Origin of the sequence: Shimia sp. FJ5, from assembly GCF_032918335.1 — a bacterium.
Lineage (GTDB): Bacteria > Pseudomonadota > Alphaproteobacteria > Rhodobacterales > Rhodobacteraceae > Shimia > Shimia aestuarii_A.
In genome coordinates this window covers 419,058-442,696 of record NZ_JAWJUV010000003.1, presented here as the reverse complement: position 1 = coordinate 442,696, position 23,639 = coordinate 419,058, and the positions used below count along the sequence as shown (strand labels likewise).

At 61.8% G+C, this 23,639-nt stretch carries 19 protein-coding genes; 14 read left to right on the top strand and 5 right to left on the bottom strand.

The features are described from left to right. The first annotated feature begins 19 nt into the window (after nt 1–19). The 3 genes from R1W01_RS12790 (at nt 20) to R1W01_RS12780 (ending at nt 3,085) form a co-directional block, all read left to right on the top strand. Nucleotides 20–1,033, top strand: coding sequence for a Fe(3+) ABC transporter substrate-binding protein (locus R1W01_RS12790; RefSeq protein ID WP_297756723.1), 1,014 nt, complete (start codon nt 20–22; stop codon nt 1,031–1,033). A gap of 192 nt (nt 1,034–1,225) precedes the next feature. Then, a complete protein-coding gene (locus R1W01_RS12785; protein ID WP_243614311.1) occupies nt 1,226–1,675 on the top strand; it encodes a GNAT family N-acetyltransferase in 450 nt (149 codons plus the stop codon). A gap of 3 nt (nt 1,676–1,678) precedes the next feature. Next, nucleotides 1,679–3,085 (top strand): protein adenylyltransferase SelO, encoded by a 1,407-nt coding sequence (locus R1W01_RS12780; RefSeq protein ID WP_297756722.1) that lies wholly within the window; start codon nt 1,679–1,681, stop codon nt 3,083–3,085. Nucleotides 3,086–3,087: 2 nt separating this feature from the next. On the opposite strand, the gene R1W01_RS12775 is transcribed toward R1W01_RS12780, so the two are convergent. After that, nucleotides 3,088–3,963, bottom strand: a complete 876-nt coding sequence (locus R1W01_RS12775) for a DMT family transporter (protein ID WP_297756721.1) — start codon at nt 3,961–3,963, stop codon at nt 3,088–3,090. Nucleotides 3,964–4,061: 98 nt separating this feature from the next. Between R1W01_RS12775 and R1W01_RS12770 the strand changes: the two genes are divergently transcribed. The 3 genes from R1W01_RS12770 to R1W01_RS12760 are packed head-to-tail and all read left to right on the top strand — an operon-like array spanning nt 4,062 to nt 6,925. After that, complete coding sequence (locus R1W01_RS12770; RefSeq protein WP_297756720.1) at nt 4,062–4,763, top strand: endonuclease/exonuclease/phosphatase family protein; 702 nt, start codon at nt 4,062–4,064, stop codon at nt 4,761–4,763. 57 nt (nt 4,764–4,820) lie between these two features. After that, nucleotides 4,821–6,083 (top strand): cation:proton antiporter, encoded by a 1,263-nt coding sequence (locus R1W01_RS12765; protein WP_243614307.1) that lies wholly within the window; start codon nt 4,821–4,823, stop codon nt 6,081–6,083. Further along, nucleotides 6,083–6,925: a PhzF family phenazine biosynthesis protein gene (locus R1W01_RS12760; RefSeq protein WP_297756719.1), complete on the top strand. Its 843-nt coding sequence runs from the start codon at nt 6,083–6,085 to the stop codon at nt 6,923–6,925. Before R1W01_RS12765 ends, R1W01_RS12760 begins: the two co-directional genes overlap by 1 nt. A gap of 3 nt (nt 6,926–6,928) precedes the next feature. Here R1W01_RS12760 and R1W01_RS12755 read toward each other — a convergent pair whose 3' ends face one another. Next, nucleotides 6,929–8,302 carry a DEAD/DEAH box helicase gene (locus R1W01_RS12755; RefSeq protein ID WP_297756718.1) on the bottom strand — a complete coding sequence of 458 codons (1,374 nt, stop codon included), beginning with the start codon at nt 8,300–8,302 and terminating at the stop codon, nt 6,929–6,931. Nucleotides 8,303–8,624: 322 nt separating this feature from the next. On the opposite strand from R1W01_RS12755, the gene R1W01_RS12750 reads away from it, so the two are divergent. After that, nucleotides 8,625–9,041 carry a Fur family transcriptional regulator gene (locus R1W01_RS12750; protein WP_243614304.1) on the top strand — a complete coding sequence of 139 codons (417 nt, stop codon included), beginning with the start codon at nt 8,625–8,627 and terminating at the stop codon, nt 9,039–9,041. A gap of 163 nt (nt 9,042–9,204) precedes the next feature. Here R1W01_RS12750 and R1W01_RS12745 read toward each other — a convergent pair whose 3' ends face one another. Next, nucleotides 9,205–11,628, bottom strand: a complete 2,424-nt coding sequence (locus R1W01_RS12745; RefSeq protein WP_297756717.1) for an FAD-dependent oxidoreductase — start codon at nt 11,626–11,628, stop codon at nt 9,205–9,207. Between the two features lie 246 nt (nt 11,629–11,874). On the opposite strand from R1W01_RS12745, the gene R1W01_RS12740 reads away from it, so the two are divergent. From R1W01_RS12740 to R1W01_RS12710, 7 genes are all read left to right on the top strand, one after another. Further along, nucleotides 11,875–14,292: an FAD-dependent oxidoreductase gene (locus R1W01_RS12740; RefSeq protein ID WP_317275246.1), complete on the top strand. Its 2,418-nt coding sequence runs from the start codon at nt 11,875–11,877 to the stop codon at nt 14,290–14,292. 90 nt (nt 14,293–14,382) lie between these two features. Then, nucleotides 14,383–14,979: a nucleotidyltransferase family protein gene (locus R1W01_RS12735; RefSeq protein WP_297756715.1), complete on the top strand. Its 597-nt coding sequence runs from the start codon at nt 14,383–14,385 to the stop codon at nt 14,977–14,979. A gap of 107 nt (nt 14,980–15,086) precedes the next feature. Next, a complete protein-coding gene (locus R1W01_RS12730) occupies nt 15,087–16,217 on the top strand; it encodes an ABC transporter substrate-binding protein (protein ID WP_297756714.1) in 1,131 nt (376 codons plus the stop codon). Nucleotides 16,218–16,278: 61 nt separating this feature from the next. After that, nucleotides 16,279–17,199 carry a branched-chain amino acid ABC transporter permease gene (locus tag R1W01_RS12725; protein WP_243614299.1) on the top strand — a complete coding sequence of 307 codons (921 nt, stop codon included), beginning with the start codon at nt 16,279–16,281 and terminating at the stop codon, nt 17,197–17,199. After that, nucleotides 17,196–18,179, top strand: coding sequence for a branched-chain amino acid ABC transporter permease (locus R1W01_RS12720; protein WP_297756713.1), 984 nt, complete (start codon nt 17,196–17,198; stop codon nt 18,177–18,179). The genes R1W01_RS12725 and R1W01_RS12720 overlap by 4 nt, the downstream gene beginning before the upstream one ends. Next, nucleotides 18,172–18,921, top strand: coding sequence for an ABC transporter ATP-binding protein (locus R1W01_RS12715; RefSeq protein WP_297756712.1), 750 nt, complete (start codon nt 18,172–18,174; stop codon nt 18,919–18,921). Before R1W01_RS12720 ends, R1W01_RS12715 begins: the two co-directional genes overlap by 8 nt. Beyond that, nucleotides 18,918–19,604, top strand: a complete 687-nt coding sequence (locus R1W01_RS12710) for an ABC transporter ATP-binding protein (RefSeq protein WP_297756711.1) — start codon at nt 18,918–18,920, stop codon at nt 19,602–19,604. Before R1W01_RS12715 ends, R1W01_RS12710 begins: the two co-directional genes overlap by 4 nt. A gap of 488 nt (nt 19,605–20,092) precedes the next feature. Here the strand turns inward: R1W01_RS12710 and R1W01_RS12705 are convergent, their stop codons facing one another. Continuing rightward, complete coding sequence (locus R1W01_RS12705; RefSeq protein WP_297756710.1) at nt 20,093–22,255, bottom strand: BapA/Bap/LapF family prefix-like domain-containing protein; 2,163 nt, start codon at nt 22,253–22,255, stop codon at nt 20,093–20,095. A gap of 329 nt (nt 22,256–22,584) precedes the next feature. Beyond that, nucleotides 22,585–23,577 (bottom strand): hypothetical protein, encoded by a 993-nt coding sequence (locus R1W01_RS12700; protein WP_243612901.1) that lies wholly within the window; start codon nt 23,575–23,577, stop codon nt 22,585–22,587. Nucleotides 23,578–23,639 lie beyond the last annotated feature (62 nt).

The window sequence follows — 23,639 nt, the reverse complement described above, 5'->3', positions numbered from 1 at the left end:
GAGCGAATTGAGGAGTCCCATGTTTCAGACATTCAAAACCGCATGGTTTGCAGTTGCCGCCGCATCCGTCGCAGCACCGGTGCTGGCCGAAGAGGTCAACGTCTATTCCTACCGTCAACCGCACCTGATTGCCCCGCTCACCGATGCCTTTACCGAGGAAACCGGGATCACGGTCAATGTCGCCTACCTCAAGAAAGGTATGGTGGAGCGGATGCAGGCCGAGGGCAAACGCTCGCCCGCCGATCTTGTGTTTACCGTCGATATCTCGCGCTTGTCGGCCGTTGTCGGTGCTGGGTTGACCCAACCGGTCGCTTCCGACGTGCTGACCGAGAACGTTCCGGCGCAGTATCGCGATCCGGAAGGTCATTGGTTTGGCCTGACGACACGGGCGCGGATCGTCTATGCCTCGAAAGACCGCGTCGCGGCGGATGAGGTGACAACCTACGAAGACCTTGCCGATCCGAAATGGAAGGGCCGTATCTGTACGCGTTCGGGCATGCATGCCTATAACATCGCGCTGACGTCGGCCGTGGTGCATCACCATGGTGAGGATGGGGCCAAGACGTGGCTCGAAGGCATCAAGGCCAACCTCGCGCGCAAGCCGCAGGGCAATGACCGTGCGCAGGTCAAGGCGATCTGGGCGGGCGAATGCGACATTGCCATCGGCAACACCTATTACATGGGCAAGATGCTCAACGACGAGGAACAGAAGGCCTGGGCCGAGAGCGTCAGCGTGTTGTTCCCGACCTTTGAGGGTGCGGGCACCCATGTGAACATCTCGGGCGTGGCGATGGCGAAGAACGCGCCGAACCCGGAGAACGCGCTCAAGCTGATGGAGTTCCTCTCTTCCCCGACGGCGCAGGAAATCTATGCCAAGGCCAACTTCGAATACCCGATCGCACCGGGCACCGAGGCAGATCCGCTTGTGCAAAGCTGGGGCACGTTTGAGGCCGATGACGTCAACCTGATGACGCTTGCAGCGCAACGGCCGGCGGCGCTTCGGATCACCGAAGAGGTCGACTTCGACGGCTGATCGGACATAGAGCGGTAATAGAACGAGGCGGCGTCCGAGAGGGGGCCGCCTTTTCCTTGCGCGACGTTCCGGGCGAATCTTTGCCTTTTCGCGGGGGCTTGCGTTTACTTCTGTGCCCTGCCCTGCCAGTTTCGCCCCGCACGCAACCTTGCGGTGCCTGATGACTTCCCAGACGCGCCGAAAGGGCCCACCATGACGACAGCCCTGCATCTCGCACGCCCTGAGCATATCGAAGCCCTCTTGCCGCTTGTCGCCGCCTTTCACGAAGAGGCCGCGATCGTGCAAAGCGAAGAGATGCGCCGTGCGGCGATCCAGCCGCTTTTGGACGGCTCACCACTTGGGGCGGTCTACCTTATCGGGCCGAGACGGGCGCCGATTGGATATATCGTGGTGACCTTCGGCTGGAGCGTGGAGTTTGGTGGTATGGATGCGTTCGTCGATGAGCTTTATATTCGGCGCGCCGTGCGCGGGCGTGGAATCGCCACTGAGGTTCTAAGCGCGCTGCCGCTTGCGCTTGGTCAAGCGGGGGTGCGCGCGATTCACCTCGAAGTCGATCAGGACAACACCGCGGCACAGAAACTCTATACACGCAGTGGGTTTCGCGCACGCGACCGCTATATGCTGATGACACGGAAACTGTGACCCATGACCCTGACCATTCCCTTTGACAACAGCTATGCCCGCCTGCCCGACCGCCTTTTTGCACGGGTCAAACCGGAACCGGTACGTGGGCCAGAGCTGCTTGCCTTCAACCATCCGCTGGCAGCAAGCCTTGGCATGACCGGGGATGACGATATCGAAGAGTTGGCGCAGGTGTTTGGCGGCAATCTGATCCCCACGGGCGCAGAGCCGATCGCGCAGCTATACGCCGGGCACCAATTTGGCCATTGGAACCCGCAGCTTGGCGATGGGCGCGCGGTTCTTCTTGGCGAAGTGGACGGTCAAGACCTCCAACTCAAGGGATCAGGCCGCACCCCGTTTTCGCGCAATGGCGACGGGCGCGCGTGGCTTGGTCCGGTGTTGCGCGAATTCGTGGTGAGCGAAGCAATGCACGCGCTTGGCATTCCGACAACGCGGGCACTTGCCGCCGTGGCAACCGGTGAAATCGTCCAGCGCGAGCGCGGCCTGCCCGGTGCGGTTCTCGCCCGCGTCGCGGCAAGCCATATCCGCGTCGGCACCTTTCAGGCACTGGCCGGGCGGCAAGATCTTGAGGGATTGCGTGCGCTTTATGAACACGTGGTCGCGCGCCACTACCCCAAGGCCGATGTGCCGCTCGCCTTTCTTGAGGCGGTCATCGAAGCCCAGGCCCAACTTGTTACGAAGTGGATGTCGGTCGGCTTTATCCATGGGGTGATGAACACCGACAATTGCGCGATCTCTGGCGAAACAATTGACTATGGGCCATGTGCATTTATGGATGAATATCATCCTCTTATGGTCTTTTCTTCAATCGACCAACAAGGCCGATATGCCTATGCGCGTCAAGCCGAGATCATCGTCTGGAACATGGCGCAACTGGCTTCGTCCCTCGTACCGCTGATGCCGGATGCAGATGCGGCGGTGGCAGATTTCACCAAGGCCGTGCATGCCATGCCTGCCCGTCTCGAAGCGCTTTGGACCGCAGCGCTTGGGCGCAAGCTCGGGATTGCCGAGGCGCGTGCCGAAGACCTTGAGCTTGCCGCGCGCCTCTTGAAGCTCATGACGGATCAGAGTGCGGATTTCACCAATAGCTTCGCGGCTCTCGCCGATGGCACCGCACGCGATCAGTTCACAGACCGTGCGGCGTTTGACGCATGGGCGCAGGACTGGCAGGCACGTATTGCAGAAGAGGACGATCCGGAAGGCGTCATGCGGGCGGCGAACCCGGTTCTCATCCCTCGCAATCACCGTATCGAAGAGATGATTTCGGCCGCCGTCGAGGGCGATCTCGCCCCGTTTTCGCGGCTCATGCAAGCCTACGCGGCACCGTTCACCGCAGATTCCGAATTTGACGATCTGCGCCGTCCACCAGCAGAGTCCGAGCGCGTGCACCGAACCTTCTGTGGCACCTGAGGCTAGCGACGGTTGATGAAGACGAGACCAAGCGCCACAAGGCCAAGCGCGATCCAGATCGACGGGCCAACGCGTTCTCCGAGCAGGAGCCAGCCGAGCAGCACGCTGAAGACCGGCGACAGGAAGCTAAACGAGGCAACGCCCGAAGCCGGATAGATCGACATCAGCCAGAACCAGATCAGGAAGGCGATGGCGACGACCCCGATGCCTTGGAACAGCAGGCCCGCCACATGCAACGGTTCGACCTCGCGCAGGAGCGGACCAAAGAGGGGCGCGACGGCGAGAAGCATCACGGCAGAGACCAAGAGTTGCCAGAAAAGCTGGGTCTCGGGTCTCTCCTGCGCGAGCGGTGTCAGGCGCACGGTCAACACGATCCCGCCCCAGCCAAGCGCTGCGCCGAGCGCCAGGAGATCACCGAGGAGCGAGGCTTGCCCGCCATTGCGATCCGCGAGCGCCACAGCCACACCAGCCATGGCGAGACACAACCCCACAAGCCGCGTCGGCGTCAGGCGTTCGCCGGGTAGCACGAAATGCCCGACAAGGGCGAGCCAGACCGGCATGGAATAGAAGATCACGCTTGCGCGCGCGACGGTCGTAAGATCAAGAGCGAGGAACAGGCATATGAATTCAAACGTAAAAAATCCACCGACCAGAAGGCCAGACTGCACCAGATCGCGCGAAAGGCGCAGTGGTTTACGCCTCAGGGTGATCCAGAGAACGATACAGGTCAGCCCGATCAGGGACCGTAGCCCGGCGGCAAAGATCGGGCCGAACCCTCCGTTCGTCACCTTGATGACCACCTGATTGAAAGACAGGATGATGGCAAAGCTGAACAGGGAGATCGCGCCGAACGTGTCGATATGTGATTTGCGCTCCATGCGCGCAGTCGCTCTAAATTTGACCACTAAGTCAAGCGAAACCGCGCGTCTTTTTCCCGGTGTCTGGTCTCTCTTGGCGCGGCGTGGCATGAAAAGCCATGACCACCCTTCGGATCGCCTCATACAACCTTCAGAAATGCGTCGGACTCGACATGCGGCGGCGCCCGGATCGCGCGCTCGGGGTCATCGATGCGCTTGGGGCCGAGATCGTGGTGCTGCAGGAGGCCGACAAGCGGTTGCCGCCCCGACCTGCCGCGCTGCCCGATGAGATGGTTGCCGCACATGGTTGGCGGGTGCTGCCCTTCGGTCAGCCCGGTGGATCGCTTGGCTGGCATGGCAATGCGATGCTGGTGCGCGGCGGGGTCGAGGTTGTGGACACGGCGCATATCGACCTGCCGGGGCTGGAGCCGCGTGGTGCGATCCTTGCCGATCTCAAGACGCCGATTGGGCCGCTGCGGATCGTCGGCTCGCATCTCGGGCTGCTCCGGCGCTATCGGTTGATGCAGCTTGGGGCGATCTCGCGGGCATTGCGCACGCGTGGGGCGTGGCCAACGGTGCTTGCCGGGGATCTGAATGAATGGGGGGCAACCTCAGCGCTTGATGCCGCCCTGCCTCAGCTCAAATTCCTCGAACCGGCGGCGCATAGCTTCCCTGCCCCGCGTCCGATCGCGGCACTGGATCGGTTTGCCCTCAGCCCGGAGCTTACGGCGGTTGGACATGGCGCCTATCGCAAGCGGCCTGCGGCGATGGCCTCGGATCACCTGCCGGTCTGGGCCGACATCGCGCCACGCCACGCTTGAGCGTCCCGAGCGGCGCGTGGTAAGCGGGAGGGGCGATTTTTCAAAGGCGTTCCCGATATGAGTTTTCTTCAGATCACCTCGCTCCTGATCGTCCTCGCCGGGGCGTTCGGCGCGGTCAATTACCTGTTCCTGCGACTTCCGGCTGCCATCGGGATCCTTGTCGTCGCCCTTCTGGCGAGTTTCGCGCTTCTCGGTGTGGACCTTGCGGCGCCATCGCTTGGTATTGCCGACAACATGCGCGCGGTGATCCTTGGTATCGACTTTTCCGAGGCGCTCTTGGAGGGGATGCTCGGCCTCCTGCTCTTTGCCGGGGCGCTGCATGTGAAGCTCTCGGACCTGCGCGCGCAGTGGGTCCCTGTTGCCCTCATGGCCACGCTGGGTGTTGGCCTCTCGACCGCAATCGTCGGCTTTGGCTTTAGCTGGATCACCGGCATGCCGCTTCTCGTCGCGCTCACGTTCGGGGCGCTTATTTCGCCGACCGATCCCGTTGCCGTACTTGGCGTGTTGCGTGAGGCTGAGCTACGTAAGTCTTTGGAAACAAAGATCGCCGGCGAAAGCCTGTTCAACGATGGTGTGGGCTATGTGGTGTTTCTCGTGATTTCGGGCCTCGCCTTCTCCGGCATGGGCCATGGCGATCACGGCGGTGAGCATGACGCTCTTGAAGGTGCCGCGATCCTGTTCGCGCAAGAAGCCCTTGGTGGCGCGGTGCTTGGGATCGTCCTTGGTTGGCTGACCTTCCGCGTGATGCGTCTCATCGACGATTATTCGCTTGAGGTTCTGCTGACCCTTGGGCTTGCCTTTGGCGGCTATGAGCTTGCCGTGGCGCTCCATGTATCGGCGCCAATCATGGCGGTCTGCGCCGGGCTTCTCATAGGCGATATCGGCGCGACCCATGGCATGAGCGCGCAAACGCGGGAATATGTTGATGCATTTTGGAAACTCATCGACGAAATCCTGAACGCGGTCCTCTTCCTGCTTATTGGTCTGGAGGTATTTGCCGTGGCCTTTGATGCCTCATACCTCGTGGCCGGCGTGCTTGCCATTGGCCTTGCCCTCGTCGCGCGGCTTGCTGCCGTCGCGGTTCCGGTGTTGACCCTCAAACCCTTCCGCGACTTTAGCCAAGGCGTTGTGCCGATCATGACATGGGGCGGCCTCAAGGGCGGGATTTCCGTTGCCCTTGCCCTGTCGCTTCCCGACAGCGAATGGAAGCCCCTTATCCTCACCGCGACCTACATCGTGGTGGTGTTCTCGATCATTGTTCAGGGGCTGACCGTTGCCCCCCTTGCCAAGCGCGTCGGACGCGCCCCGGAGTTGATGTGATGCACGATTATCTCGTCTATGACGTCTTTACCGAAACACCCTTTGGCGGCAATCAGCTCGCGGTGTTTCCTGAGGCAAGCACTTTGCCGGAAGACGCGCTTCAGAAGATCACACAGGAGTTCAATTTCTCCGAGGTGACCTTTGTCTATCCGCCCGAAGACCCGGCCCATACCGCGCGTGTCCGGATCTTCACGCCGACCATGGAAGTTCCTTTTGCGGGCCATCCGACGATTGGCACGGCGGTCGCCCTTGCCAATATGGGACATGGGCCGGAAATGGTTCTTGAGCTTGGGATTGGGCCGATTGCCTGTCACGCAACGACAGATGGCGCGCGGTTCACCACAGAAGCACCGCTTGAAACCATCGCGCATCCAGAGCCGGACCTTATTGCCCGCGCCCTTGGCTGTGCACAGGACGCGATCCTGACCGAGACGCATCCGCCTGTCATGGCGTCGCTCGGTCTTGCTTTTACGATCACGGAACTCGATTGCCGCGACACGTTGGCCGCGCTTGATACGGATATTGGAGCGTTTCGCGAAGGCAACGCCGCCTATCCATCCGGCCTTGATTTCGCACAGTTCGCCTATGTGCGCGAAGGCGATATCGTCCATGCACGCATGTTCGCGCCGCTCGACAACATCCCCGAAGACCCGGCAACAGGAAGCGCCTGCGCCACGCTCGGCGCGCTTTTGGCGGAACGCGAGGGTCAGGACATGACCCTGCGCATTCATCAGGGCGACGACATGGGCCGCCCCTCGGTGATCGGGGTCACGACGCTGGGCCGCTCGGTGACGATCAGCGGGGGCGCCTGCAAGGTGATGCAGGGCCAGCTCATCCTCTGAGGCTTACGCGGCGCTCTTGCCGCGTCCACGCCCAGAACCGCCGCCACCACCGCGACGACGACCACCGCCCCCGCCGGGTTTGCCGCCACCGGGCTTGCCACCGCCATTCCAGACGCGGCGCGGCCCTTTGCTTTTGGGCTTGGGCCCATCCGCGTTCTGGCCTTGCTTCTGGCCCTGCGCCTGACGCTGGCCTTGTTTCCGGCCCTGCTTCTGGCCCTGTTTCTGGCCGGGCTTTTCCTCAAGACCCATCCAAGGCCGGCCCGACAGAACCGGGATCGACATCTTCAGAACCTTCTGAATCGCCTTCAATTCGTCGATTTCGTCCGGTGCACAGAAGGCCACGGCGGCCCCATCCATCCCGGCGCGCGCGGTGCGGCCGATCCGGTGCACATAGTTCTCCGGCACATTCGGCAGATCGTAGTTATAGACATGGCGCACCTGCGGAATATCGAGGCCGCGCGCGGCCACATCGGTCGCGACAAGCACCATCGTCTCGCCATCGCGGAACGCCTTGATCGCGCGTTCACGCTGGCCTTGGGACTTGTTGCCATGCACCGCCGCCGCGGCATAGCCTGCCTTGACCAACGCCTTCATGAGACGGTCGGACCCGTGTTTCGTGCGCGCAAACACAATCGCCGCCTCGTCGCGATGCCCGTCGAGCAACTCGATCAGAAGGCCTGTTTTCTCGGCCTTGGCGATATAGTGAATACCTTGCGTGACCTTGTCGGCGGTCTTGCCCGGAGGGGCGACCTGCACCCGCTCGGGATTGTCGAGATAGGTGCCCGCGATCTCGGCCATCTGTTTCGGCATGGTGGCCGAGAACAGCATGGTCTGACGCTTTTTGGGCAGCCATTCGGAGATCTTGCGCAGCGCATGGATGAAGCCGAGGTCGAGCATCTGGTCCGCCTCGTCCAGGACAAGGAAATCCGTCGCCGACAGGTCCAGAGCATCGCGCTCCATCAGGTCGATGAGGCGGCCCGGCGTCGCGACGATGATATCGGTGCCTTTTGCCACGCGGGAAATCTGCGGGTTGATCGAGACGCCGCCCACCACGAGGCCAACTTTCATCGGCGTGCCTTCAACGAGGACCATGAGGCTATCACGGATCTGGTTGGCCAATTCACGGGTCGGTGCGAGGATCAGCCCGCGCGCGGTCTTCGGCTCGGGCTTGCGGCCATAGGACAGGAGGCGCGCGACGAGCGGCAGCCCAAAGGCAAAGGTCTTTCCGGTGCCAGTCTGGGCGAGGCCCATCACGTCGCGCCCTTCAAGCGCATGAGGGATGGCGCGCGCCTGAATCGGCGTCGGCGCAGAAATCCCGGCCTTCTCAAGGCGCGAGATCAGGGTCTTGGGCAGGCCAAGATCGGTAAATTCGGTCATAGGTTCAGCTTTCCGGCGCATCGCACGCGCGATACGCCCGTGCCCCCGGTAAGGGGGTGTTTTCGGTGGATGGACAGGAGCCGCCCTTGCACCCGCATGGCACAACGCGTCCCGCCCTCGCCCCACGCGTGATATTGGGATCGGATGGATTTCGCCTTTGGTCGCGGCTTTGCGGGCCCGACGGCTGCTCACGCGGCAGAAGGCGTCTTGCTGCCTCACATGGGGCTTGGACGCGCAGCTGTCAAGCGTGAAAAAGGCTGGCACGCCCCGGCATGGGACGCTAGAAATCAAACGCAAAGACCAACCGCCCCGGGATCCGCCCATGCCTGATACGATCATCTCCCGCTGCGAAGCTCAGGGCTTGCGCATGACAGAACAGCGTCGGGTGATCGCCACGGTCCTGCAAGAAAGCAAGGACCACCCGGACGTGGAAGAGCTCTATGCCCGCGCTTCGGCGCGTGATGCGGGGATCTCTCTCGCCACGGTCTATCGCACGGTGAAGCTTTTCGAGGAGGAAGGCATCCTTGAAAAGCTCGAGTTCGGAGACGGGCGTGCGCGCTATGAAGACGCCGAGCGCGCCCATCATGACCATCTGATCGACCTCACCACCGGCAAGGTGATTGAGTTCTGCGACCCCGAGATCGAGGCGCTTCAGGAAAAGATCGCCGAGAAGCTCGGCTATGATCTCAAAGGCCACCGGCTCGAACTTTATGGCGTACCGCGCAAGCCGCGCCCCTGATCTTCTTCTTTGTGTAAATACTCCGGAGCGCGAGGCAGCGCCTCGCCAGGTCGCGTTGTCATGAGCCTGCTTTGCAGGGTCAGGACGTTGCGATCATCGCTGGCCCCGAAGGGCCTGCAAGACCTGCGCGCGCCCTTGGGCGCGCTCAACCTGATACCAGCACTTAGGCGCGCAGACGTTCGCCTTTAGGATCAAACGGCGGCTCGTCCAAGATCACCGCCTTATGCGGCTTGCCAAGCACCATGACTTCAACCGCATCGCCCGGTGCGCCCTCTTTCACAAAACCAAGCGCGAGGGACATGCCGACCGTATAGCCATAGGTGCCCGAGGTGACGCGGCCAATGCCGACGCCATCCTTGAAGATCGGCTCGCCCCCGGTCGCATCGGCGTTGGAGGCGGTCACATCGCCCTCATCGAGATGCAAGAGCACAAGCCGCTCTCGCGCGGGTTTGGCCAAGGTTTCGGCCACGGCGTCTTTGTGAAGAAAGTCTTTCTCCATCTTGCAGAGCCTCTCAAGGCCAACTTCCTGCGGGAAATATTCAGGGCTGTATTCGCGGCTCCAGGAGCCATAGCCCTTCTCGACCCGCAGCGACATGAGCGCACGCCCGCCAACCGGGCCAGCCCCGAACTCCGCGCCCGCCTCAAGCAGCGCGCTGTAGAGGCGTAGCTGATCCTCGGTCGCACAATGCAGCTCCCAGCCAAGATCGCCGGTAAAGGAGACCCGGATCGCCAAGGCGCGCACGCCCGCGATCTCGATCCACTTCGAGCGCATGAAGGGGAAATCCTCGGTCGCAAGCGAGGCATTGGTCATCCGTTGCAGGATCTCGCGCGACTTAGGTCCGGCGACGTTGAAGCCGCACATGTCTTCGGTCAGACAGTCAAATGTCGTCCCCTCCGGCAACGGCACCATGTCGAAGAACCGCTTGTGATAGCGTTCCGCCATACCCGAGCTCACCACATAGAATTCGTCCTCGGCGGTGCGGGTCACGGTGGCGTCGCCCGCAATCCCGCCGCGCACACCGATCAGCGGCGTGAGACAGGACCGGCCCACGGCTTTAGGCATGGTGTTGGCAAAGACCGCGTTGAGCCAATCCTCGGCCCCCGGCCCCTTGACGCGATACTTGGCAAAGTTCGAGATGTCGATGATCCCCGCCTTCTCGCGCAGCATCCGGCATTCCGCACCGACCGGTTCCCACCAGTTCTGGCGGGTGAAGCCATTGGTGTCCTTGGTGCCTTGCGTGTCCGAGAACCAGAGCGGATGTTCCCATCCGTAATTCAAGCCAAAGACCGCGCCCATCTCCTTTTGCGTCTCATAGGCGGGACGGGTGCGCAGCGGGCGGCCCGCCTCGCGTTCCTCGTTCGGGAAATGGATCGCAAAGCGATGCGCGTAGACGTCGCGCACCTTGGCTTTGACGAAATCGGGGTTGTTCGCCCAATGGCCAAACCGCGCCACGTCCCACGGGAACATGTCGTATTGCATCTCGCCCTCGATGATCCACTGCGCCGCCATGAGCCCCATGCCCGCCGATTGCGAAAAGCCGGGGATGATGCCGCCGCACATGAAGTAATTGCGCAATTCCGGCACCGGCCCAAGGATCACGTTGCTATCGGGCGACCAGATCATCGGCCCGTTGATGACCCGCTTGATCCCCGCTTCGCCGACGAGCGGCACCCGGTCAATCGCGCGCATCATGTTTTCTTCGATGCGTTCAAGGTCATCGGGGAAAAGATCATGGGCAAAGTCAAGCGGCGTGCCCTCCTCGGCCCAGAACCGCATATCCTTTTCATAGGCCCCAATCAGAAGCCCCTTGCCCTCTTGGCGCAGGTAATACTCCCCGTCCCGATCCGCCACAGACGGCAGACGGCGATCCATCGCGGCAATCTCGGCAATGGTCTCGGTGACGAAATACTGGTGTTCCGTCGGCTGAAGCGGCACCTCGATTCCCGCCAGCCTCGCAACTTCTCGCCCCCAGAGGCCAGCGGCATTGATGACCCAGTCCGTGCGGATATCGCCTTTGGGCGTCTTGACGATCCAGCTACCGTCCGGCTGTTGTTCGGTCGCGGTCACGGGGGTGAAACGATTGATCTCGGCCCCGCGCTGGCGTGCGCCGACGGCGTAGGCGTTGGTGACGCCCGAGGGGTCCACGTTGCCACCATCTGGTTCCCACATGATGGTGCGGATGCCGTCAAAATTGACCAACGGATGTAGCCGCTCGGCCTCGTCGCGGCTGATCTCGTGGAAATTCATGCCATAGAGTTTGGCCTTGGCCGCTTGCAGGCGCAGCTGATGTTCGCGGTTCTCGGTCTGGGCGAGGTAGAGCGAGCCGGGGCGAAACACGCCGCAGGACTGGCCCGTTTCGGCCTCAAGCTCATCATAGAGGCGCATGGTATAGTGTTGGATGCGGCTGATATTGGCGCTGTCGTGCAGGCCGTGGATATTGGCCGCCGCGTGCCAAGTCGATCCCGACGTGAGCTCGTCGCGTTCGAGCAAGACAACATCGGACCAGCCGAGTTTTGTCAGGTGATAGAGGATCGAGCAACCGATCACGCCGCCGCCGATCACGACAGCCCGGGCTTCTGTGCGCATGGGACCTTCCTTTGGGTCTTGTCCGAGGTTTCAAGGAAAGGTGCCGCTCTGTGTCTGTCGTTAATTGCCCCAAAGCGACGGATTCAGTCGTTTTTCAGCAAAGATCGCAGAAACCGGGCTTCATCGCCTGTGCGCGTGGTGCTGTCGCCCCCATCATTCTACAAGCGACACTCTCTGTCGTTTTCCGACTTGCACCCCGCCCCCCGGCGCGAACAGGATGGCGGCAACCAACAAGGAGGCGCCCCCATGAAAACCACCACACGCGTAGTCGTCATCGGCGGCGGTGTCGTCGGCTGTTCCGTGCTCTACCACCTGACCAAGCTTGGCTGGTCGGATGTCATGCTTCTGGAACGCTCGGAACTCACCTCAGGCTCCACATGGCACGCGGCGGGCGGGTTTCATACGCTCAACGGCGACACCAACATGGCCGCGCTTCAGGGCTATACGATCCGGCTCTATAAAGAGCTTGAAGAGATCACCGGCATGTCCTGCGGTCTGCACCATGTGGGCGGCGTGACTCTGGCGGATAACAAAGAGCGTTTTGACATGCTCGTCGCGGAACGGGCCAAGCATCGCTTCATGGGGCTTGAGACCGAGATCGTGACCCCCGAAGAGATCGCCAAGATCGCCCCGGTGACCAATATCGACGGCATCATTGGCGGCCTCTACGATCCGCTCGATGGTCACCTCGACCCGTCCGGGACGACCCATGCCTATGCCAAGGCCGCGCGTATGGGCGGGGCGACCATCGAGACCCATTGCAAGGTGGTTGAGACCAACCAGCGCCCGGACGGCACTTGGGACGTTGTGACCGACAAGGGCACGATCCATACCGAGCACGTGGTCAACGCCGGTGGTCTCTGGGCGCGCGAAGTTGGCGCGATGGCAGGTGTCTATTTCCCGCTGCACCCGATGGAGCACCAATATATCGTCACCGACGAAGTGCCGATGATCGCCGAGATCATCGACGGAGGCGGAGAACATCCGCATGTCATGGACCCGGCGGGCGAAAGCTATCTGCGTCAGGAAGGGCGCGGTCTCTGCATCGGATTCTATGAACAGCCCTGCAAGCCTTGGGCGGTCGATGGCACGCCTTGGAATTTCGGACACGAGCTTCTGCCGGATGATTTCGACAAGATCGAAGAGTCGATCGACTTTGCCTATCGCCGTTTCCCCGCGCTGGCCGAGGTCGGCGTCAAATCCGTGATCCATGGCCCCTTCACCTTTGCCCCCGATGGCAACCCGCTTGTCGGGCCGGTGCCGGGGATGCGCAATTACTGGTCCGCCTGCGCCGTGATGGCCGGTTTCTCGCAAGGCGGCGGCGTTGGCCTGATGCTCGCACAGTGGATGGTCGAGGGCGAATGCGAGCGCGACACCTTCGCGATGGATTGCGCGCGCTATGGCGACTGGATTACGCCGGGCTACACGCGGCCCAAGGTGATCGAAAACTACCAGAAACGCTTTTCCGTTTCCTACCCGAACGAGGAACTTCCCGCCGCGCGCCCATTCCGCACCACGCCGATGTACGATGTCTTTGACCAGATGGGGGCCGTCTGGGGCGCGCAGTATGGGCTCGAGGTTGTGAACTATTTCGCGCTGGGCGATGAGCCGCGCTATGAGACGCCCTCCTTCCGCCGCTCCAACGCCTTCGCGGCGACTGCCCGCGAGGTCAAGGCTGTGCGCGAGGCGGTGGGGATCAACGAAACCCACAACTTCGGCAAATATCGCATCACCGGCCCCGGCGCGCGCGATTGGCTCGACCGGATCATGGCGGGGCGCGTGCCGAAACCGGGGCGCCTGTCGCTCACGCCGATGCTGTCGCCCAAGGGCCGTCTGATCGGGGATTTCACGATTTCCTGCCTCTCTGAAGAGGTGTTCCAATTGACCGCGTCCTACGGATCGCAGGCCTATCACATGCGCTGGTTCGAGCGGAACGCGACCGACGGGGTGCAGATCGAGAACATCTCGGATCGCGTCACCGGGTTCCAGATCGCCGGGCCAAAGGCGCGCGACGTGCTTCAGGCTTGCACGCGTCAGGACATTTCCGACATGCGCTTCATGGATGTGCGCCGGATGAGCGTCGGCATGGCTGACTGCGTGGTGCAGCGCGTCTCCTATACCGGCGATCTTGGGTTTGAAATTTTCTGTGACCTGCCCTCGCAGCGCGCGCTCTGGCAGGTGCTTTGGGCCGCAGGGCAAGAGCATGGGATGCGCCCCTTCGGGATGCGCGCGATGATGTCGCTGCGCCTCGACAAGTTCTTTGGCTCGTGGCTCTCGGAATTCTCGCCCGACTACACAGCGGCGGAAACCGGGCTTGATCGTTTCATCGCCTTCAAGAAAGACGCCGATTTCATCGGTCGCGCGGCGGCAGAGGCCGAACGCGAGAGCGGCCCTACGCGCAAGCTCTGCGCCTTCGAGGTCGATGCCTCGGATGCCGATGTCCACGCCTATGAGCCGATCTGGCTCGATGGCGCGGTCGTGGGCTTCTGCACTTCGGGCGGCTATTCGCACCATGCGGAAAAATCCATCGCGCTCGGATTCGTGCCGATCGAACGCGCACAGACCGGCCTCGAAGTCGAGATCGAAATCCTTGGCGAGATGCGTCCCGCCCGTCTTCTCGAAGCGCCGCTCTTCGATGCCGATGGCGCAAGGATGCGGGGCTAGGCCTTCCCCCGCATCTTCTTCTCTGCAAAAATACTCCCGCCGGAGGCGTCCTGACCGCGCCTCCGGCGGTTTTCTATCTATTGAGGCGCCATGCTTTCCATCCTGATCCTCGCTGCCGGAGCGTCCTCACGCATGGAGGGCCGTGACAAGCTTACCCTACCGATCGACGGTGTGCCGATGCTGGCAACGATGATCCTGCGTGCAGAGCGGACACGCGCGCCAGTGCTGGTCGCCCTGCCCCCCGACAAACCGGCGCGCGCGGCGATTGTGGCCGATTGCGACGCTGCGCCCGTGACAGTGCGCGATGCACATCTCGGCATGGGGGCGAGCATTGCAACTGGCACTGCGCTGCGGCCAAGGCAGGCGACCGCGTTGATGATCCTGCCCGCCGATATGCCCGGCCTGAGCACAGACGACCTGATCGCGATGACGGACGCTTGGTCCGCTGCGCCTGCCAACGCGATCTTGCGCGGCACGGGTGCAGATGGCGCTCCTGGCCACCCCGTGATCTTTCCCGCCGCCTGTTTCAACGCGCTCGAGTCATTGACCGGCGATCAGGGCGCGCGGGCGGTCATTGCGGGTCATGACGGGCCAGTCCTCGACATTCCCTTGCCCGGCGATCATGCACAGCTTGATATCGACACGCCCGAGGAATGGAGCGCCTTCCTCAGCCGCTCTGAAGGTTGAAACCCGCGCTCTTTCGTCGTTTTCGACGATTTTGCGCTTGGAATATCCGCCCCCAGCGCGAAAGATGGCCCGAAATGACAAGACAAAGACACGACAGGGAGACAGACATGAAGAAACTACTGCTCGCAACCGCCTCTGCGGCCTTGATGGCCAGCGCGGCGATGGCCGAGGTCAAGGTTGGCATGATCACCACGCTTTCAGGCGGCGGTGCTGGCCTTGGCATCGACGTGCGCGATGGGTTCATGCTCGCCATTGAGCAATCAGGGCGCGACGATATCGAGGTGGTGATCGAAGACGATCAGCGCAAACCCGATATCGCGGTGCAGCTCGCCGACAAGATGATCCAATCCGAAAAGGTCGATGTGCTGACGGGCATTATCTGGTCCAACCTCGCCATGGCCGTGGTCCCGGCCTCGGTCGCACAGGGCAAGTTCTATCTTTCTCCCAATGCCGGGCCCTCCGCGCTCGCGGGCAAGGGCTGCCACGAGAACTATTTCAACGTCGCCTGGCAGAACGACAACCTGCACGAAGCCGCGGGTGCCTATGCCAATACGACAGGCTACAAGAACAGCTTCATCCTCGCGCCGAACTACCCGGCGGGCAAGGATGCGCTCACCGGCTATAAACGCTTCTTTGGTGGGGATCTCGCGGGCGAGGTGTATACCAAGCTCGGCCAGACGGATTATGCCGCAGAGATCGCGCAGATCCGCGCAAGCGGTGCCGACAGCGTGTTTTTCTTCCTGCCCGGCGGCATGGGGATTTCCTTCCTCAAGCAATATGCTGATTCCGGTGTGGACCTGCCGGTGGTTGGTCCGGCCTTCTCGTTTGATCAGGGCATCCTTCAGGCCGTGGGCGATGCGGCGCTCGGCGTTGTGAACACATCGCAGTGGAACAAGGACATCGACAATCCGACCAATGCTGCCTTTGTCGAAAGCTTTTCGGCCAAGTATGGCCGCCTGCCCTCGCTCTATGCGAGCCAGGGGTTTGATACCGCGAACCTGCTGATCTCCGCCGTGGACAAGGCCGATGTGTCCGATGCCGACGCCTTCCGCGCAGCACTTGAGGCGGCGGAGTTCGACAGCACGCGTGGCGCGTTCAAGTTCGGCCCGAACCACCACCCGGTTCAGACGATTTATGCCCGCGAGGTCATCAAGGAGGGCGAGGTCTATACCAACAAGATCCTCGGCCCTGCGCTTGAGGATCATGCCGACGCCTATGCGGGCGAGTGCAAAATGTAAGACTGTCTTGGGGCCAGCCTGAAACTGTCAGACTGGCCTCGGACCCAAACGACGCATTACCATGTCTTTCCTACTTATCGCGGAACAGGTCCTCAACGGCCTGCAATTCGGTGTCATGCTCTTTCTCATGGCGGCGGGCCTGACGCTCATCTTCGGTGTGATGGGGCTGATCAACCTTGCGCATGGCTCGCTCTATATGGTCGGGGCCTTTGCTGCGGCGGCCGTGGCTGGGGCGACTGGGTCGTTCCTCCTCGCGCTCATCGCGGCGCTTGCGGCGGCGGCGCTGGCAGGGGCGATTGTCGAAATGGTCGTGATCCGCAGGCTTTATGCCGCGCCGCATCTCGATCAAGTGCTCGCGACCTTCGCGCTGATCCTGATCTTCTCGGAAGGCACGCGTTTCGTCTTCGGTTCCTTTCCCCTGTTCCTTGATATTCCCGACGCGCTTTCCGGCCCGGTGACGCTTCCCGGCGGCATCGAATACCCGCTCTACCGCCTGAGCCTCATCGGTGCCGGGCTTGCGGTGGCGGCGGGGCTTTGGTTTCTCACCGCACGCACCCGTATCGGCATCCAGATCCGCGCAGGCGAGAACGACCGCGAGATGATCGCCGCGCTGGGCGTTGATATTTCCAAGCTCTACACGCTGGTCTTTGCCCTCGGCGCGGGGCTTGCGGGGCTTGCGGGTGCGCTTGTCGGCGCGATCCAGTCGGTGCAGGTCGGCATGGGCGAACCGGTCCTGATCCTTGCCTTTGTGGTGATCGTGATCGGCGGCATCGGCTCCATCAAGGGCGCCTTCATCGGCGCGCTTCTTGTCGGACTCACAGATACGCTCGGCGGGGTGTTCCTGCCGGAGTTGTTCAAACTCTTCATGGCCCCTGACACCGCGACGCAGACCGGCTCGGCGCTGGCCTCGATGGCAATCTACATCCTGATGAGCCTTGTCCTGATCTGGCGGCCTTCGGGCCTTTTCGGGGTGCGCCTATGATCGCAGAACGCCCCCTCGCCGTCCTCGTGCTTACCGCACTGCTCGCGGTGCCGCTTTGGGCGCTCGCCGTGGACGAACCGTTCACCATCACGCTTGCGACCCGCGCCGCGATCCTCGCGCTTGCCGCCGTGGGCCTCAACATCGCGCTCGGCATGGGCGGCCTCGTGAGCCTTGGCCACGCGGTGTTCTTTGGGATTGGTGGCTATGCGATGGGCATCCTCGCCTATCATGCCCAGACCTACACACCGCTCGAGATTTTTGGCCTGTCAATCGAAGGCACGAAATCCATGCCCATCATCTGGCTTGTCGCGACGCTCGTCTCGGCGCTCGCGGCTTGGGGAATCGGACTCCTAAGCCTGCGCACGAGCGGCGTTTACTTCATCATGATCACCCTCGCCTTTGGGCAGATGTTCTATTATTTCGCCATCTCCTGGAGCGCCTATGGCGGCGAGGACGGGCTTTCGATCTATGTCCGCAATGGGTTTCCGGGGGTGAACACACTCGTCCCGATCCAGTTCTTCGCCCTCTGCTTTGCCCTTCTGTGCGCTGCGCTTTTCCTCAACGCACGGCTTCAGGCCGCGCCCTTTGGCCTTGCGCTCAACGCCGCACGGCAGGTGCCCGCGCGGGTCGAGACCGTGGGGCTGAACCCGGTGCGGCTCAAACTCGTGGCCTTTATCGTCTCTGGCGCGATCACCGGGCTTGCAGGCGCGCTCTTTGCCGACCTTAACCGCTTCGTCAGCCCGACCATGTTCTCCTGGCAGCTTTCGGGCGAATTGATCGTCTTGATCGTGATCGGCGGCGTCGGGCGCCTGATGGGGCCAGTGATCGGCGCCTGCCTATTCGTGACGCTTGAACATTGGCTCGGTGGGATCACGGAATTCTGGCATGTGTTCCTTGGTGTGATCCTTCTCCTGATCGTGCTTTTCGCACGTGGCGGGCTTGTCGGCCTGCTTACTGGCAAGGAGGGGCCGCATGTCTGACCCGATCCTTGCCACACACGGTCTTTCGCGATCATTCGGTGCGCTCAAGGCGACCGATAATGTGTCTATCGACCTGCGCGCGGGTGAGATTCACGCGATCATCGGCCCCAATGGTGCCGGGAAGTCCACACTCATCCAGCAAATCAGCGGCGCGCTCGCCCCAGATCAGGGGCGCATTGAGCTATTGGGAGAGGACATTACACGCCTTTCGACCGTGGCGCGGGCAAGGGCCGGGCTTGGCCGCACGTTCCAGATTTCGGCGCTCGCGATGGAAGACACGGTGTTTGAGAACGCCATGCTCGGCGCCCTTGGCGCACGCGGCAATCCGTGGTCGTTCTGGCGTGCCGCGAAACGCGACGCTGCCCTTTCCGAGACGGCGCTTGCCGCGCTTGAACAGGTCGGCCTTGCAGAGGCGCGCGATATGCGCACCGCGGACCTCAGCCATGGCCAGCGTCGCCAGCTCGAGGTGGCTGTCGCCCTCACCCTTGCGCCACGCGCGTTCCTCATGGACGAACCCATGGCCGGCCTCGGTGCAAGCGGCTCGAAACAGATGACCGGTTTCCTCGACGGCCTGCGCGCAGAGGCACCGATCCTCCTTGTGGAGCATGATATGGATGCCGTTTTCGCACTTGCCGACAGGATCAGCGTCCTCGTCTATGGCCAGATTATCGCGACCGGCACGGTTGACGACATCCGCAAGGACGCCGCCGTGCGTGCGGCCTATCTGGGGGAAGACCTATGAGCCTTCTCAATGTGTCCGGCCTTTCGCTCCGCTACGGCAGCTCGCAGGCGCTCTTTGACATCAACCTCTCCATTGACGCTGGCGAGGTTGTCGCGCTCATGGGGCGCAATGGCATGGGCAAGACGACCACAGTCAAGGCGATTTGCAGAATGCTGCCCTCGACCGGCGGGCTGACCTTCGATGGTCGCGACTTGCAACGCCTGCCGAGCCACAAGGTTGCGCGGCTGGGTGTCGGGCTGGTGCCGGAAGGTCGGCGCTGTTTTCGCGATTTGACGGTGCGCGAGAACCTCCTTGCCACGTCGCGTCCCGGTCCGTGGTCCCTCGAAGAAGTCGCCTCGCTTTTCCCGAGGCTCGGAGAACGCAGCACCCAACGCGCGGCCTCGCTTTCGGGGGGAGAACAACAGATGCTCGCAATCGGACGCGCTCTGATGACAAACCCGCGCCTGTTGATCCTTGACGAGGCGACAGAAGGCCTTGCCCCAATTATCCGACAGGAAATCTGGGCCGCGATCGCCCGGTTGAAACGCGAGACGGGCATGGCGATTTTGCTTATCGACAAGACCCTGCGCGAGTTGAAACAGGTCTCGGACAGGGCCGTGATCGTCGAGCGCGGCGCCACTGTCTGGAGTGGCGCTATGGGCACCCTGCCCCATGAGGTGACCGAACGATACGTCGGCGTCTGACCGGCCATTTGACCGCGCTTTTCCTCGAGATCAGGAAACCTGTGCACCTTGCGGCGGAAACCGGCTGGGAGGCACGATTTGGCACCGGAATCGCAAATAATGTTGCGCGCGGGCCACGGTTCTTGAACTATTCGTCGAGATCGTGAACATCATTGCTTGAGTCCTGCGCCAACGAAAGCGCATTACTTGCAAGGCTTCGCGTCTTGTCAGGCTTCCGCTTGGGGGTCTGGAAAAACCAAGAACTGAGGCGGACTGCCTGAGCGAGTGGAAAATGACTCAATCAGCCCGCCCCAAGCCGACAGGGCAATTCAGACGAACCGCCCTGCCTAAAGGAAAAGCCCTTCAGCCCTCCCTTATTTCGGTGGATCTGTATATCAGATCCATTTTGTTCTTGTCCCCCAGCGCCTCACATCTGAAGCGCTGGGTTTTTCGTTTCGGCGAAACTCGGGCCGTGGCCTTGATGAGTTTCGCCGGAGCCGGGTCCTGACTTACACCCCAGAGATGTCGTCAAGCAAACCGGTCAGCGGATCGCCACCGAGCAGGTCTCCGCCGAGCAGATCACCGCCACCGAGCAGACCACCGAGGAGGCCGCCACCCGCGTTCGGATCACCGTCACTGAGAAGGACAAGACCGGTCGCATCAGCGACGAGACCTTCGTCTCCGACAACCTCGCCAAGCACACCGTCATTGCCGGTTACATCGCCGAGGATCCCGGAGTTGCCGGTCACATCGCCGAGCAGGCCACCATCCGCGAGCACGGGATCAAGAAGACCCTCACCTGCGCCAAGCAGACCTTCGAGCGGCGAACCGTCTCCGAGCAGGCCATCCAGCGGCGAGCTGTCACCCAGAAGGCCATCCAAGGGCGAGGTATCGCCAAGGAGACCATCCAGAGGCGACGTATCGCCAAGCAAACCGTCGAGCGGCGACGTGTCGCCAAGAAGGCCACCGAGGAGGCCACCGCCCGCGTTCGGATCGCCATCCGTGATCAGTGCGATACCTGCGGCTTGTTCAACGATACCGCCTTCTCCGATCACCTCGCCGAGCAGACCGTCATTGCCGGTCACATCGCCAAGAAGGCCGGAGTTGCCGGTCACGTCGCCAAGCAGGCCACCATCGGCGAGCACGGGATCAAGAAGACCCGCGCCAGAGCCGAGAAGACCTTCGAGCGGCGAACCGTCACCGAGCAAGCCTTCCAGCGGCGAGCCATCGCCCAGCAGGCCATCCAGCGGCGAAGTATCACCAAGAAGACCGTCGAGCAGATCACCACCGAGCGGCGAGCCGTCGCCAAGGATGCCGTCGAGCAGACCGCCACCCGCGTTCGGATCGCCTTCACCAAGCAAGGTGATACCGGTCAGGCCTGCCACAAGGCCAGCCTCGCCAGCTACGACACCGAGAACTCCTGCAGAGCCGGTCACGGCGCCAAGAAGGCCATTGTTGCCGGTCAGATCGCCCAGAAGGCCACCATCCGCGAACACCGGATCAAGCAATCCGCCGTCGGTGCCGAGCAGGTCACCATCCAGCAGACCACCAAGAATGCCACCGTCGCCCAGGACACCATCCAGCAGGCCATCGAGCGGACCATCGCTCGGCGTGCCGCCACCAGCGCCTTCGCCAACAGCACCCGTGCCGAGGAGCGAACCGAGGAGACCGTCAGAGCCAGTCACCGCGCCAAGCGCACCGTCATTGAGCAGCAGATCACCGGCCGTGCCGTTCGAACCGGTCACGTCGCCAAGTTCACCGCCGTTGCCGGTCAGGTCACCAAGAAGACCTTGGTCGGCAATCAGGCCGTCAAGAAGACCGATTTCGTCGCCTTGAACACCGTCACCGAGAATCGGCTGGCCGAGAAGCTGGTCGCCCAGATCGCCAAGCGCGCCTTCAGAGCCAACAAGATCACCAAGAACACCCTCGGAGCCTGTCAGATCGCCAAGCACACCGCCGTTGCCGGTCAGGTCGCCCAGCAGACCACCTTCGCCGATCAGCGGATCAAGGAAGCCCTGCTCTTCGGCCGCGGGGCCGGTCGGACCGGTGGGACCAGTCGGGTTCGTCGGACCAGTGGGGCCGGTCGGATTGGTCGGGCCAGTCGGGCCGGTTGGGTTCGTCGGACCTGTCGGACCGGTTGGGTTCGTCGGGCCAGTCGGACCGGTCGGGTTTGTCGGACCGGTCGGACCAGTCGGCGACGTCGGACCCGTGGGGCCAGTCGGATTGGTCGGGCCAGTCGGACCGGTCGGGGTCGTGGGGCCAGTGGGGCCGGTCGGCGTTGTCGGACCGGTCGGGCCGGTCGGCGATGTCGGACCACTCGGACCCGTCGGGCCAGTCGGACCCGACGGGCCATTGCCGCCCCCTCCTCCGAGGCCGCCCAATAGGCCCACGGCACCGAGTGCCAGAGCCGCAAGGCCGATACCTTCCATGTCATCGCCGAGACCACCAGCAGCGGGATCGCCGTTCATGGTGTCGCCATCGACGAACACGATGCTGTGCAACGAACCATCCGTGGTCGGCACATAGTAGTTCTCGATCACAATCATGTCGCCGTTCTTCATCTCGACGATCAGGTTGTTACCATCTTGGGAATATTTGACGACGTCGCCACGTTCGACATCGAGGCCGACCCGAATTTGGTCAGGCTTAGCTTGAATCACTCTATTAGCCATTTTTCCACTCCTTAACATCTAACTGGCCACCACAACAAAAGGTGGCATCAAAGGCCATAAAAATGACTATAAACAGTCTTTTGGTTAGTGCGCAATAATACTTTAGGGTGGGCTATGCGTTCTGTGGATAAAAATACACGGCTTTGTCTTGAGATAGCGCCCTTTGCATTCGCGCGCCTCTTGTCTGCCCACACGCAGGTTCCCGACGATCGTTGATCGACCGTCCCCATTGCACACTGTCCTAGCGCAGGTGATCTGAAGGCGCGGCGCCGGAGAAGGCGACGCACGCAAGCGCGAGTGTTTTCTATTTAATCACAAGGGCTTAACGATCAGGCGCGGGCCATCTTATCAAGGCCAAGACGGCGCAACCGGGCCTTCACGTCTTCCAGGGAGGCGACGCAATATTCGCCATAGTACCACGCCAGCCAACGCGCCTGTTTCTCCCGATCAAACCACCGCAGGTCCATCGCCCGACGCACATCTGCGAGGTGGCGCAGATTGTAGGTAATCCAATGATATTCGGGACAACCCCATGAAATAATGGGTTTATGATGCATCATTGCCTCAATGCCTGCTCCTGAATTGGCCAGAAAGACGGCTTTGGCGCGCGGCAGCATGGAATGGATATCAAGCTTGCCGTAATGCACATGCACCCCATCACGGGTCAGTTCCTTGGCGACCTGCTCGGAATAGTCGGTGGTCGTTGCGTTGGTGCCATCCATATAGGGATGCAGCTTGACCACCACGGGGATCGACGACCAACGGCGGATCTCAGGTACGATCTGTAGCAATTTCCGGCGGTGATCGCCGAAATCATGCCGTGTTACGGTTTCATCCGCCACACATTGCCCAAGCACGAGCCAGTAGTCCTCTGGCAGATCCGACACTGCCTCAAGCTCGGCCGAGAACTTGTTCGTTCGCTCGGCTTTCCATTTGGCGACCTTTTCAGAAAAGAAAGGCTCTGGATTGGTCAGTTCATATTTTGGACGCTCATAAGTGATCGCGGAATACGGCCCATACCCCATTTCATCGATGGTGAAGTGCTTCAAATCGGGAATCGTGGGTTTGAAGAACAAGGTCTTGGCGGCTTTGACGATATTCCCTTTCAAATGCGAGATATCGCAGTGGTTGTAGACCACCACATCGCACGGGTTGTCCGTTTTTGGATCAAATTCGCGCACATCCGTGAGCCCGTTGCATGTCAGGCCTTTCAGGACGACTTCATAACCGAGTTCCTGCAACCCTTTGACAAGTGTTTGCATCGCCGGCGCCCAGCTCGCCCGCATGTCGTCGTACTTGTAACCCCAGATGACTGCCTTCATGTGTTCCCCAAGTCATTTACGCGGCTTTGCCGGGCAGTTCGCGATATGCGTGCATGGCAAGA